At 64.5% G+C, this 13,130-nt stretch carries 13 protein-coding genes; 9 read left to right on the forward strand and 4 right to left on the reverse strand.

Features of this window, described 5'->3' with window-relative positions; genetic code table 11:
• Positions 1-127: 127 nt before the first annotated feature.
• Complete coding sequence (locus ACSQ9I_RS22115; RefSeq protein ID WP_436314480.1) at positions 128-643, reverse strand: O-acetyl-ADP-ribose deacetylase; 516 nt, start codon at positions 641-643, stop codon at positions 128-130.
• A gap of 169 nt (positions 644-812) precedes the next feature.
• On the opposite strand from ACSQ9I_RS22115, the gene ACSQ9I_RS22120 reads away from it, so the two are divergent.
• A complete protein-coding gene (locus ACSQ9I_RS22120; RefSeq protein WP_436314481.1) occupies positions 813-1,982 on the forward strand; it encodes a hypothetical protein in 1,170 nt (389 codons plus the stop codon).
• A gap of 211 nt (positions 1,983-2,193) precedes the next feature.
• Here ACSQ9I_RS22120 and ACSQ9I_RS22125 read toward each other — a convergent pair whose 3' ends face one another.
• Positions 2,194-2,406: a hypothetical protein gene (locus ACSQ9I_RS22125; RefSeq protein WP_436314482.1), complete on the reverse strand. Its 213-nt coding sequence runs from the start codon at positions 2,404-2,406 to the stop codon at positions 2,194-2,196.
• Positions 2,407-3,093: 687 nt separating this feature from the next.
• On the opposite strand from ACSQ9I_RS22125, the gene ACSQ9I_RS22130 reads away from it, so the two are divergent.
• Positions 3,094-4,224: an adenylate/guanylate cyclase domain-containing protein gene (locus tag ACSQ9I_RS22130; protein WP_436314483.1), complete on the forward strand. Its 1,131-nt coding sequence runs from the start codon at positions 3,094-3,096 to the stop codon at positions 4,222-4,224.
• A gap of 217 nt (positions 4,225-4,441) precedes the next feature.
• Here ACSQ9I_RS22130 and ACSQ9I_RS22135 read toward each other — a convergent pair whose 3' ends face one another.
• Positions 4,442-4,621 carry a VOC family protein gene (locus ACSQ9I_RS22135; protein WP_436293118.1) on the reverse strand — a complete coding sequence of 60 codons (180 nt, stop codon included), beginning with the start codon at positions 4,619-4,621 and terminating at the stop codon, positions 4,442-4,444.
• Positions 4,622-4,828: 207 nt separating this feature from the next.
• Positions 4,829-5,728, reverse strand: a complete 900-nt coding sequence (locus ACSQ9I_RS22140) for a LysR family transcriptional regulator (protein WP_436314484.1) — start codon at positions 5,726-5,728, stop codon at positions 4,829-4,831.
• Between the two features lie 105 nt (positions 5,729-5,833).
• Here ACSQ9I_RS22140 and ACSQ9I_RS22145 point away from each other — a divergent pair, with 105 nt between their 5' ends.
• The 7 genes from ACSQ9I_RS22145 to ACSQ9I_RS22175 all read left to right on the forward strand — a co-directional run bounded on the left by ACSQ9I_RS22145 (position 5,834) and on the right by ACSQ9I_RS22175 (position 13,130).
• Positions 5,834-7,000, forward strand: coding sequence for a mandelate racemase/muconate lactonizing enzyme family protein (locus tag ACSQ9I_RS22145; RefSeq protein ID WP_436293114.1), 1,167 nt, complete (start codon positions 5,834-5,836; stop codon positions 6,998-7,000).
• A gap of 33 nt (positions 7,001-7,033) precedes the next feature.
• Complete coding sequence (locus ACSQ9I_RS22150; RefSeq protein WP_436315800.1) at positions 7,034-8,011, forward strand: tripartite tricarboxylate transporter substrate-binding protein; 978 nt, start codon at positions 7,034-7,036, stop codon at positions 8,009-8,011.
• Between the two features lie 697 nt (positions 8,012-8,708).
• On the forward strand, positions 8,709-9,155 hold the full coding sequence (locus ACSQ9I_RS22155) for a DUF4124 domain-containing protein (RefSeq protein ID WP_436314485.1): 447 nt from the start codon (positions 8,709-8,711) through the stop codon (positions 9,153-9,155).
• A 253-nt stretch (positions 9,156-9,408) separates the two neighbouring features.
• On the forward strand, positions 9,409-10,743 hold the full coding sequence (locus tag ACSQ9I_RS22160) for a C4-dicarboxylate transporter DctA (RefSeq protein WP_436314486.1): 1,335 nt from the start codon (positions 9,409-9,411) through the stop codon (positions 10,741-10,743).
• A 22-nt stretch (positions 10,744-10,765) separates the two neighbouring features.
• Positions 10,766-11,464 carry a GntR family transcriptional regulator gene (locus ACSQ9I_RS22165; RefSeq protein ID WP_436295007.1) on the forward strand — a complete coding sequence of 233 codons (699 nt, stop codon included), beginning with the start codon at positions 10,766-10,768 and terminating at the stop codon, positions 11,462-11,464.
• 37 nt (positions 11,465-11,501) lie between these two features.
• A complete protein-coding gene (locus ACSQ9I_RS22170) occupies positions 11,502-12,569 on the forward strand; it encodes an AI-2E family transporter (protein ID WP_436314487.1) in 1,068 nt (355 codons plus the stop codon).
• 123 nt (positions 12,570-12,692) lie between these two features.
• Positions 12,693-13,130, forward strand: a complete 438-nt coding sequence (locus tag ACSQ9I_RS22175; protein WP_436314488.1) for a DUF2141 domain-containing protein — start codon at positions 12,693-12,695, stop codon at positions 13,128-13,130.

Genomic DNA, 13,130 nt, shown 5'->3' on the forward strand with positions numbered 1-13,130 from the left:
ATGCTTCCTCTTCGCCCCGCAGGATGCGGCGCATAGGCAAACCCTACTCCGCGCAGCCCTACAAAGCCAGCTTGTAACCCTCGTTCTCGGCCGGCTTCCCTCGTCTCCAGGCATCAACCGCGGAGAGTCAAACGTCGCTTGCCAGCACCCGTTCATATACGACCAAATCGCCGTCTGAGAAGCAGCGGAAAACTACTTCTTCAAAATCGTCCTTGCCCTCAACCACCGCCCTCACCGCGTGGACTGCGACCTGAGCTGCGTCCTCGATTGGGTAACCGTAGATGCCGGTGCTGACGGAGGGAAAGGCAACCGTGCGTGCGCCGGCGTCGCGGGCGAGTTCGAGCGCCCGTCGATAGCAAGATGCAAGCAGTTCGGGCTCGCCTTGAATGCCTCCGCGCCAAACTGGACCGACAGTGTGAATCACGAACCTGGCTGGAAGGCGATATCCGCCGGTGAGTTTGGCGTCACCAGTCCTGCAGCCGCCCAAGAGGCGGCACTCGTGCACGAGGTCCGGGCCAGCCGCACGATGGATTGCTCCGTCGACCCCACCGCCACCCAGAAGGCTGGAGTTCGCGGCGTTGACGATGGCATCAACCTTCAAGGTGGTGATGTCGCCCTTCAAGGCACGTAGGGTGGCTGGCATTTTGTCGCTCCTAGGTTTGGGTCAACAGCTTAGCGAATCGTGCTCATCCGAAGGCCGGGACAGGAGTCGCCCGAGGTCACGGCCCAAATCAAGCCAGTGCGGAATTTGCCCCAGAGGCCCTGTGGCAGTCCCAACGCACAACCGCATTCGGGCCGAATAGACTTCGACCATGAGCGTCGGCCAACACATCCCCTTCGGACTTCGCCCCGACGGTTCGCTCATCGACCCGTTCACGGCCGAGCGGGGCCTGGCATGCAACTGCGTGTGCCCCGGGTGCAGACTTCCCTTGATGGCAAGGCAGGGTGACATCCTCGTTCATCACTTCAGCCACGTAGGCAACAACAACTGCAAGAACGGGCAGATGGCCGCCCTACTCTTGGCCGCAAAACAAGTTCTTCAGACCCATCGGCGCATCGAGGTGCCCGCGCTCGTGGTGACCGCAACGGATGAGCCTCGGTTTGGCAGGCCCCGGCAGAAGACTTTCCGTCAGCCGCAGGCTCGATGGGACTTCGAGGCTGTTCAGTTGGAGCGCGCCGTCGCAGGTCATCGCGCCGACGCCTACGGCATCCGTGCGGACGGCTTAGCGGGCGTTGTGGAGTTCCGAATCACCGCCAAGACGAATGCGCAGAAGCTCGCCGCCTACCGCGAAGCGAACATTCCCGCGGTGGAGGTCGACCTGCGCCCTCTTGTCGGCAAAGCCCTCAAGCTGGACGAGCTGGCAAAGGAAATCTGTGACAGCCCCGCGAATCGGGAGTGGCTCCATCACCCGGAGGCGGCAGCGCTCGAGCGACAGCTCCTGGCCGAGCTCCACGCATTGCGGCCCACGCCCACGCCCACACCCGCACCGGCACCGTTCAGAGGCGCCGGACCGCCGGTCTATATGCGTACGGGCACCGACCTCAGCATGCTGGACGCGGAGCGCCTCGCCATCCGAAAGGAGCACGAGCGCCACCGTGCGTTGACGCCCGAGCAGAAGCTCGCCGAGCTCCAGGCCGCATTGGGCGCGCCGCCGGACGCCTGGCCCGACCTGTTCACAACGGTGAAGCCCAACTCACGGCCGGCCGTCAATGCGCCAGCGCCCCTTTGGCAAGGTGCCCTCTTCCAAGAATTTGTTCTTGGCACCCTCGGGGACGCGCGAAGGCGCGATTACGGCTTCTCTGCAGCAACGGTGAACGCCTGGACCTGGGCGCGTTTCGACGCAAGCCCAGGCGAGTCGATGACCGGCATCATTTCGGAAGTGCTTCGCTTCCTTGAGCATCTTGTCGCCAAGGGGTACCTGCGCTTTTCAGGCGACAAGTACTTCGTCGTGCGTGACTCGCTGCCACTGCGCGGCGGCTGAACGAGGTGGGCCCAGACGCTGTGCTCGCGCCCGGAAGTGCTTTTTTCTGATAGTCGTCTTCGTGCGGATGGCGATTGCGGCCTAGCTTATACCTTGGCATCGCATGATGAGGTATAAGTTCAGTCATGGGCTGAGAAAGGCGGAGGGCTCTGACGCCAAAAAACCGTGGCCCCGTCGGCGCTGCTGCCGCAGCCGGCAATCGGCCTGCCTCTTATTTTTTGGGGACCATGATGCCGACCATCAGCTCCGTGTTCAGCGAGGCCATTTGCTGCACCAGCCCCCATTGCTTCGTCATGAGAGCTAAGAATTCCGGGTTGGTCGGCACAGCTCTGGCCGAGAGCGCGAGCCGCGACATCGACTGAGCGAGGTCCTGCTGCTCCGCATAGATTTTCTTCGCAGCTTCCGTGTATTCATCCAGCGTCATGCAATGTCTCCATGTGGTGGTGTCTAAATCTTAGCCGCATGGAAGGTTAGGCCAAGGTGGAGGTGCTTCGAAGTCCGCCGCCCCCCTCCTTGAATCCCTGAATCCCTGAATCCCTGAATCCGTAGCCTCACCTCCGAAAGCGAACCCCGTGCGCCAGTGCGATGGCCGGTACTGAGCTACTGAGGCGCCGGGTTCCTTGCACGCGGCCACGACGAGTACGGCAAACAGCCGGTTAGGGCCCGTTGTCCCCGGGCCGCGACAGGCTACAGTCGGCCATCAGCTGCCGCTGGTGACGGGCGGCAATACGGCGTATCAGCTAGGCGCGACTGTCCAAAAAGTCTTCGAGATCTACCGCGATTGTGACGGTCGCCGCACGAACGCGGTGGTTGTGCGCACCGCGACGGAAGCCACCCCATCTTGCGCATGCACGACTCACAGGCATCGAGCTCTTCTTCCACCTCGTGTTCGTGTTCGCGGCGACGCAGCTGTCGCACACCCTGCTCGCGCACCTGGGCTGGTTGTACCGGCATCGAGACGACGCTGCTCTCCTCGCCCCCATGGTTGATCTGGACCTACATTACTTGACACGGCTCGCTCCGTCACGACGTTCGACCGCTGACGCCAACCGCGAGCGTGGCCGGAGCTGATTTTCAACAACCGATGAGGTTCCTACTCGAACACCGCTCCATGGTCTCGATCGCTCCTGACATGCCGACGACGATGCGGGCGGGCGCAAGACGCCGGGTCGACCTCCTTCGCCGTGCGCTCCGCTGGGGTGCCGTGATCGGCGCGGTGGTCGGGAGCACGAGCGGCTACGGGTTCCCCGACGCGCCGCTCTTCGGCGCAAGCTTCGGTGCCTTGGCGGGCGCCACCCACGGCGTGCTGCTGGCCGGCGCGATTTTCGGCGCCGAAATCTTCCTTCCGCCGACGCGGCTCGGTCACACGCTCGAACGGGCGCCGTTCCTCGTCAGCTTCGCGATGAAGTTGCTTGTCTATGGCGCCGTCATCGTGCTCGTTATCGGAGCCAGACCAGGCTGGCAGCTCGCCGGCGCCATCGCTGCCATATTGCCCAACCCCGAGCTCGCAGCGGCGATCTCCGTGAAGATCGCGACTCCGAGGGCGCCATCGGTTGCGCTTGCGTTCCTGATCCTAGGTGCCGGCATTTTTTTGCTGCAAATGGGCCGCCTGGTCGGCGAGCAGACCTTGCGCGACATCGTGTTGGGCCGCTACCACCGCCCGCGCACGGAGGAGCGGTTCTTCCTGTTCGTCGACATCGTCGGCTCGACGCCGCTCGCCGAGCGGATTGGCCCCGACGCGGTCCATCGCTTTCTCGGCGAGGTCTTCCGGCTCGCCTCGGACCTGATCGATGACCACCTAGGCGAGGTCTATCAATACGTCGGCGACGAGATCGTGATCACCTGGGCGGTGGCCGAAGGGCGCGAGGGCGCTCGACCGGTCGCCTGCTACTTCGCGATCGAACAGGCGCTCGCGCGGGCTGCGCCGGAGTTCGAGCGCGAGTTCGGCGCGGTGCCGCGGCTTCGCGCTGCGCTGCATGGCGGCCCGGTCATCACCGGCGAAGTGGGAGGCAGTCGGCGCGCGATCGTGTACCACGGTGACGTGGTGAACACCACGTCACGCATCGAACAGGCGACGCGAGACCTCGAGCGCCAGTTCCTGGTCTCGGGCGACGCGCTGGAGCGGCTCGAGGATCTCGAGGGCTGCGCGCTCGAGGACCTCGGCCTCCAGCAACTGCGTGGCCGCGCCGCCGCGATGCAGGTCTACGCGGTCAGGGCCAAGGCCTCAACGAACAGCCAATAGAGGATTTAACTGGAACCGGGGCTGTCGATCTAAGGCCTGCAGCCGATGACCTTCGGGCTCGCCGATACCGGGCGTGTTAGGCCGCACCAGAGACCAGTAGAACTCAATCATGGATCCAAAGCTGCCGATTCGCAGTCTCGACTACACCGTGATCTTTGCTCGCCTGCCAGCGATGCGGGAGTTCTACAGCACCGTGCTTGGCTTTCCTGTGCACAGGCTAAATCTCAGCATAGATCTCCAAGACATTGCCGTCAGGATCTCGGAAGAACAGTGTTCGATGGCCCCATGGTTGGTCAGTGGGACCCGAGATGATATTGACACCACGCTCCGCGAGGGTACTTGCACAGGTCGCGACCTCGCTTGGCGTAACACGAAACGCAAGCTGCAGTGACAGCACACCAAAATGTCGTCAGTCCAGTGACCGCTTCGCGGCGATCGGATCCACATCTTGAACAGCCGCTTTGGGCCCACTGCTGCCGTACGGGTTGTCGCGATGGACGTCCGCAATGCAGTGAAGCGGTCTTAGATTGTGGATTCGACCAACTGGCCGCAGTTGAGGTCATACCCTGCGGTGACCACGACCACGACCACGACCACGATGCGATCACACTCCAATCGCGGCGTTCCAGAACGCGTTGGCGGCCTTCCCCAAGAGCTCGCTGTCGCGATAGAGCCTTATTTCCAAGGGAACTTCCCAATCGTTGCTCGCCGCGGCGACAAGCCGACCCTGGTCAATATCGTCCTCCACCAGCGTCTGCGGCAACCACGCGATCCCCCTACGGTCTAGCACCATCGTTCTGAGGACAGAGGCGAGATGAGCCGTGAAGACGGCCTGCGCAGGAACTGACTCCAGCCTGCGACCGATCACGGCGCGCATGATGCGTCCCAGCCCTGATTCCTCGGTGTACTGGAGCACAGGTACTGCAGGTCCGCCTTGACGCGCGAGCTGATAACGCGCGTTACCTTCCTCGTCCGGCGCCGACACCGCGATCAGCAGATCCTCACCGATCCGGGCCGACCTGTACGGCTCTGCATCCAGCGCCCCTTGCGCCTTGCTGTGCGCGTGGCTCAACACAAACTGAACCTTGCTTTGCAGCATCAGTGCTTCGCAACGCTGAAGCACGTCGGACATCAGTTGCACCGGCCCGAGCGTCGTATTCGATTCGAGGCTTCGCAACCATCGCGGCAGAAAAGTAAAAGAGAGCGCATGCGTGGACGCGATGCGCAAGGTGACCGAACTGGCCTCGGCGACCTTCTTGGCGTCACCCGGCACCCGCGCGACCCTGGCGATCAATTCCTGTGCCACGCCGGTGAACCATTCGCCGACTTCGGTCAGCTTGGCGGGTTGCGAACTCCTGTCGAAAAGCTCGGCGCCGATCCACTCCTCCAGGGCACGAATGCGCCGGCTAAACGCGGGTTGGGAGCTGTGGCGGTCCTCCGCAGCGCGCGAAAAATTTCCCGTGGCAGCCAGGGCCACAAAGTCTTCAAGCCAGATCAGATTCATGTGCGGTTCGTCCGGTGCATAGAAGCAGCGAAAAAGAGCATTGGCCCAAAAAGCCCGTGCGGCGGACCATACAGGCTCTCTATCAAACACCCCCTGGAGCCAACCATGAAGATCGTCGAAATCCGCGAGAAAACCATCCCCATCAGCTCGCCGATCCGCAACGCCTACATCGACTTTAGCAAGATGACGCTGAGTCTTGTCGCGGTGATCACTGACGTGATCCGCGACGGCAAGCCGGTCGTCGGCTACGGTTTCAATTCGAACGGTCGCTATGGCCAGGGCAAGCTGATGCGCGAGCGGTTCATACCGCGCATCCTCGAAGCGGATCCGACTTCGCTCGTCGACGACACGGGCGACAACCTCGACCCGCACAAGATCTGGAACACGATGTTCACCAACGAGAAGCCGGGCGGCCATGGTGAACGCTCCGTGGCGATCGGCACGATCGACATGGCGGTGTGGGACGCCGTGGCCAAGATCGAAGGCAAGCCCCTCTTCCAGTTGCTGGCGGACCGCTACGGAGACGGAAAGCCGAACCGCAAGATCTTCGTCTACGCGGCGGGCGGCTACTACTACCCTGGGCAGGACCACAGGAAGCTCCAGGACGAGATGCGCAGCTACATCGACCGCGGCTACACGGTCGTCAAGAAAAAGATCGGCGGCGCCTCGCTCGACGAAGACCTTCGCCGCATCGATTCGATCATGGAAGTGCTGCAGGACGGCCAGAAGCTCTGCGTCGACGCGAACGGGCGCTTCGGCCTTGAAACCGCCATCGCCTACGCCAAGGCGCTTTCGCAATACGACCTGTTCTGGTACGAGGAGCCGGGCGACCCGCTGGACTTCGAACTCCAGGCGGCGCTGCGCAACTTCTACAAAAACCCGATGGCCACGGGCGAAGATCTCTTCTCGATGCAGGATGCGCGCAACCTGATCCGCTACGGCGGCATGCGCCCCGACCGCGACTGGCTGCAGTTCGACTGCGCGCTGAGCTACGGCCTGGTGGAGTACCTGCGCACGCTCGAGATGCTCAAGGAGCACGGCTGGTCGGCCAGTCGCTGCATCCCCCACGGCGGGCACCAGATGTCGCTGAACATCGCCGCTGGGCTCGGACTGGGCGGCAACGAGTCCTACCCCGACCTGTTCCAACCGTTCGGCGGATTCCCGGATGGCGTGAAGGTAGAGAACAGCTATGTGACGCTGCCTGACCTGCCTGGCATCGGCTTCGAAGGCAAGGCCGATCTGTATCGCGAGATGCAGGCGCTGTCGGCCTGACGCCCGCAAACCCAAGGAGACAAGATCATGATCATGATCAATCTTTGGCGCTGCGGCGCCGGCCTCGCCGTGCTCGGATTCGCTTCGTTGGCGTGCGCAGAGTTTCCCGATAAGCCCGTCACGCTGGTCGTGCCTTTTGCCGCCGGCGGCCCGAGCGACAAGATCGCCCGGGACCTGGCCGAGGCGCTTCGCAAGCCTCTCGGCCAGACCGTCATCGTCGACAACGCCGCCGGCGCGGGCGGCACGATCGGCTCGGCCAAGGTTGCCCGTGCCACGCCGGACGGCTACACGCTGCTGGTGCATCACATCGGCATGGCAACCGCACCGGCCCTGTACCGCAAGCTCAGCTACAAGGTGCCGGAGGATTTCGAAACCCTGGGTCTTATCAACGAAGCGCCCTCGGTGCTGATAGGCAAGCCGAGCCTCGCTGCCGGCAGCTTCGCGGAGTTGCGTCAGTGGATCGCGTCGAATGGCGGCAAGGTGAACCTCGCCAACGCGGGGCTCGGTTCCGCATCGCACCTGTGCGGCCTGATGTTCCAAAGCGCGCTGAAGACGAGCATGACGCCCGTGCCCTACAAAGGGACCGCGCCGGCGATGACGGACCTCATCGGCGGCCAGGTCGATGTGATGTGCGAACAGGCGACCAACGCGGTGCCGCAGATCGAGGGCAAGAAGGTCAAGGTCTACGGCGTCACCAGCTTGCAGCGGCTACCGCTCGCGGCGCTGAAGGACACGCCGACCTTGTCTGAAGCCGGACTGAAAGACTTCAACGTCCAAGTCTGGCACGGCTTGTACGCACCGCGTGGCACGCCTCCCGCAGTGCTCGCCAAGCTCAACGCCGCACTGCGCACCGCGTTGAAAGATCCTGATCTGATCAAGCGGGAGGAGGCGCTCGGCCTCACAGTCGTCAATGACGACCGACTCGACCCTGCCGGCCACAAGAAATACCTTGAAGCCGAAAAAGCGCGGTGGTCGAAGGTGATCAAGGACGCTGGCGAATACGCCGACTGATGTGACGAGGGCAGCGGGCCGATAGAGCCCGCGCCCATTTGACGACACGGCAGGTCGGACGGACCTGCCAAGCCGACGGCCCCCACCAAGGCATCCAAGTGGCGCAGCGCGCTCCATTCCTTCCTGATTCGAAATATTCAGCATCGGTGGACCTGTCGTGGATGGCACGCGCCACAAACAAGGAAACGACATGACACCAAAAAAGGAAGAGTTCGCTGCGTGAGATGTCACCTTCCAGTCCTTCACCGGACGTAGCGGGCGGGCGCGCGACTGACGGGTCGTGGCCGATTGTTGACCGCCGCGTGGTCAGTGCGCACGCGCTTCCGAAGGCGGATGTTGGTGGTGTTGCTCGCGACCGTCCTGCCCCAGAGGGCCAGGACCCGGCCTCCTGGCAATTCTTGTAGTTGCCCTCAGATGGCAGCCCATCGTGCGCAGCTATTCACGCTGGCCTCTCGAGCCGTTCCGGCAGAATGATCCCCATGTCCGACCATGGCGCGCTTCCCGTCCACGATTCTCGAACCCCAACCCGTTCAACGCGTTGCGGTGAGGTGAAGGAAGCCCTGACGCCGGAGGGGACTGGTGACGCAGCCCATCGTCGTTTCGGTGCCGCTGCGAGCCTCCTTGAGATCCTCGACACCAGGCCGCTGCACATGCGCATACGCCGCCGGCGGTGGTGGAAGTTCTGGTGAACGCGAGCATGCATCACCTGGTGGTTGCTGCTCTTTGCACTGTGCTCGCGTTGCCAGCGGCAGCTCAACCGAAGGTCTATCGCTGCGATACGAACGGAAAGGTCGCGTACTCAGACGCGCCGTGCGTAGGGGCAAGGATTATCGACGCTACGCCGACTCAGGGTGCGGATAAGCTGGGCGGTGCCTCCCGCAAAGGCCGCGAAGTTCAGCGCGACGAGTACACCACGTCACTCGATAACGCGACGCGACCGCTGCACGGGCGATCTCACGACGAGATGAACGTGATGCGGCGACGAGTCAACTTGCCGGGCGGCGATCAGCAGGCATGCGCGCGGCTTGACAGCCAAATCCCGATGCTCGAAGCCGGTTCGGGGAGTGCCACGGGCGAGGCAAAGGCCCGAGCCGACGTGGACCTCTACAAAGCCCGCAAGCAGTTCTTCGACCTGAAATGCTGAGCTCCCCGTAGGGAGCGATGTGCGCGCTTGTCACCGACTCTGGCAGCCGCCAAAGTCGCCCGGTCGTTTGCGGATTTATTGGCGTCGTTTGCGGATTTATTGACGCGTTTGGGGAATTAATAGCTCAGAACATCTTCTTCAGGTGCACCCCAACCCCGGGAATACCCCCAAAGAAAAAACGCCGAATCTTGCCTACATTGCTTGTATGCAAGATTACTGATCTCTTGCATGCAACCAAACACGGAGATCCCCCATGCCCCGTTTCGCCAAATCGCTCTTCGGTCAGGTGGTCATCGCGCTGGTGCTCGGCGTGCTGGCGGGCCTGTTCTTTCCCGACTTCGCCGTCAAGCTCAAGCCGCTGGGCGACGGCTTCATCAAGCTGATCAAGATGATCATCCCGGTGCTGGTGTTCTGCGTGGTGGTGCACGGCATCGCCGGCGCGGGCGACCTGAAGCGCGTGGGCCGGGTCGGCGTCAAGTCGCTGATCTACTTCGAGGTGCTGACCACCATCGCGCTGGCCATGGGCCTGGTGCTGGCCTTCGTGTTCAAGCCCGGCGTGGGCATGAACGTGGACCCCGGCGCGCTCGACGCCGCGGCCATGAGCGCCTATGCCTCGAACGCCGACAAGCTCACCAGCGGCGGCACGGTCGACTTCCTCATGAAGCTGATCCCGACCACGGTGGTCAACGCCTTCGCCACCGGCGACGTGCTGCAGGTGCTGCTGTTCGCGGTGCTGTTCGGCTGCGCGCTGGCGCTGCTGGGCCCGCGCGGCAAGCCGGTCGGCGATTTCGTCGACACGCTCTCGCAGGTGCTGTTCAAGATCATGGGCATCATCATCAAGCTGGCGCCGCTGGGCGTGCTGGGCGCCATCGCCTTCACCGTGGGCAAGTACGGCATCGGCTCGCTCAAGCAGCTGGGCATGCTGGTGGCGCTGTTCTACGCTTCCGTCATCGTCTTCGTGTTCGTGGTGCTGGGCTTCGTGATGCGGCTTTCGGGCTTCAGCCTCGTCAAGCTGCTGCGCTACCTGCGCGAGGAACTGACCATCGTTTTCGCCACCACCTCGTCGGACAGCGTGCTGCCGCAGATCATGGCCAAGCTGCGCCACATGGGCATCCGCGACTCGACGGTGGGCCTGGTGATCCCGACCGGCTACTCCTTCAACCTCGACGCCTTCTCGATCTACATCACGCTGGCGGCCGTGTTCATCGCGCAGGCGACCAACACGCCGATCTCGATGACCGACCTCTTGACCATCCTGGCGATCGCGCTGGTCACATCCAAGGGCGCGCACGGCGTGCCGGGTTCGGCGATCGTGGTGCTGGCCGCCACGCTGCATGCGATTCCCGCCATCCCGGCCATCGGGCTGGTGCTGGTGCTCTCGGTCGACTGGTTCATGGGCATCGCACGCGCCCTGGGCAACCTGATCGGCAACTGTGTCGCCACCGTCGCGATCGCGGCCTGGGAAGGCGACATCGACCGCGAGCGCGCCCATGCGGTGCTGAACGGCACCCACTCGCCCGAGGACGAGCCGCTGGCAGAGCCCGACTCCCTGGTCGCCGCGGCGCACGCCGCCCACGCGGCACACTAGGGCTCATTCACAAGCCCTCGCCATGACCGACGTCACGCCCACCACCATCGCCGAGCGCGTGGTCGAAGCCATCCTGGCGCAGAAGCTCGCGCCCGGCGAGCGCCTCGGCGAGCAGGACCTGGCGGAGAACTTCGGCGTCAGCCGCACCATGGTGCGCGAGGCGCTGATGCAGCTGCAGGCGCGCGGCTTCGTCGAGGTGCAGTCGCGCCGCGGCTGGTACGTGGTGCAGCCTTCGGCCGAAGAGGCGCGCGACGCCTTCGCCGCGCGCCGCATCGTCGAGGCCGGCATCCTCGCCGAGGCGGGACGGCCGCTCTCGAAGGTGATCCGCAAGCTGCGCGAGCACATCGCCGACGAGAAGCGCGCCATCGCCGGCGCGGATGCCGCGACGCGCGCCTTCCTCTTGGCCGACTTCCATGTCTGCCTGGCCGACCAGATGGGCCACCGCCTGCTGGTCGACGTGCTGCGCGACCTCACGGCCCGCACCACGCTCGCGGCCACGCTGTTCCAGTCGAAGCACGAGGCCGGGCAATCGTGCGCCGAGCATGCGGCGATCGTGGCCGCGCTGGAGGCCGGCGACACGAAGCGCGCGCGGCAGCTGATGCTCGACCACATCGGCAACGTCGAGCAGGCGCTGCAGGTCGAAGCCGAAGCCGCGCCGGGCGCCGACGAGCGCCTGCGCGCCACGCTGGCGCCGGTGGCGCTGCCGCGCGCGTCGCGCTGAGGGAACGGCAAATCCGGTCGGCTACAGTAGCCGGCGTATGAATTCACCCCAACTCCAGCGCGGCGTCTTCCTGTTCCTGCTGGCGGCCGTCACGGCCGCCTTCTTCTGGATCCTGGCCCCCTTCTCCGGCGCGGTACTCTGGGGCGTGGCGCTGGCCATCCTGTTCACGCCGCTCTACAAGCGGCTGCTCAGGAAGATGCCCAAGCGGCGCAACCTCGCGGCGCTCGCCACGCTCACGATCTGCCTGGTGATCGTGATCATCCCGCTCACGATGGTCACCGCTTCGCTGGTGCAGGAGGTGTCGCTGGTGGCGCAGAAGATCCGCTCGGGCGAGATCAACTTCGTGCGCTACCTGCAGCAGATCGCGGCCGCCTTGCCGCAATGGCTGCTCAACCTGCTGGACCGATTCGGCCTCGGCAACATCGAAGCGCTGCTGGCCAAGCTCTCGCAGGGCGCGGCCCAGGGCACCCAGCTGATCGCGACACAGGCGGTCAACATCGGGCAGAACACCTTCGAGTTCCTGGTCAGCTTCGCGGTCATGCTGTACCTGCTGTACTTCCTGCTGCGCGACGGCACCGAGCTGTCGAAGTCGGTGCGCGAGGCGCTGCCGCTGGCGCGGCCGCACACGCACTACCTGCTCAACAAGTTCACCACCGTGATCCGCGCCACCATCAAGGGCAACGTGGCGGTCGCGGCCGTGCAGGGCGCGCTGGGCGGCCTCGCGTTCTGGTTCCTGGACGTGCAGGGCGCGCTGCTGTGGGCCGTGCTGATGGCCTTTCTCTCGCTGCTGCCGGCGGTGGGCGCGGCGCTGATCTGGCTGCCCGTGGCGCTCTACTTCCTGGCCACCGGCGAGATCTGGCAGGGCGTGTTCCTGATCGTCTTCGGCGTGGTCGTGATCGGGCTGGTTGACAACATCCTGCGGCCGCTCCTGGTCGGCAAGGACACCCAGATGCCCGACTACATCGTGCTGCTCTCCACCATCGGCGGCATGGCACTCTTCGGCATCAACGGCTTCGTGATCGGGCCGGTGATCGCCGCGCTGTTCCTGGCCGCCTGGGACCTGTTCTCCTCGTCGAACGAGGAGCAGGACGAGCCGCCGACCTGAATCCGGGCGCGCTTCGCCCGCCGCTCGCGCATTTGGCGCGCGCATTTTGCATTCCGTCGCATGGCGCTGGGCAGCAGCCAGCGGCCGCGCGATCTTCGGGCCTCCACTTCCGACGAGGCCCTCATGAATCCTTCTGCTCCCCTGCCCCGCCGCGGCACGCGCGCCCTGTGCGCCGCCGCCCTGCTCGCCCCGCTGGGCGCGCTCGCCGCCGACCTGACCCTGAGCGTCGTGGACGGTCCGGCGACCGAAGCCACCCTCTATGTCGCGCTCTTCGACAGCGCCGAAGGCTATACCGGCAACAAGGCGCTGGCGGCCCAGACCGTGCCGCTGCGCGCCGGCGCGGCCCGGCTCGCCTTCCCTGGCCTGGCGCCCGGACGCTATGCGCTGCGAGTGTTCGCGGACGAGAACGGAAACGGCAAGCTCGACACCAACCCCATGGGCATGCCGACCGAACGCTACGGCTTCTCGAACGACGCCAAGGGCAACCGCGCCGCGCCGGGCTTCGATGCCGCGGCGTTCAGCGTCAATGCCGATCTCAAGACTGTCATCCACCTGCGCTGA

It is taken from the genome of Variovorax sp. LjRoot84, from assembly GCF_964254305.1.
GTDB lineage: Bacteria > Pseudomonadota > Gammaproteobacteria > Burkholderiales > Burkholderiaceae_C > Variovorax.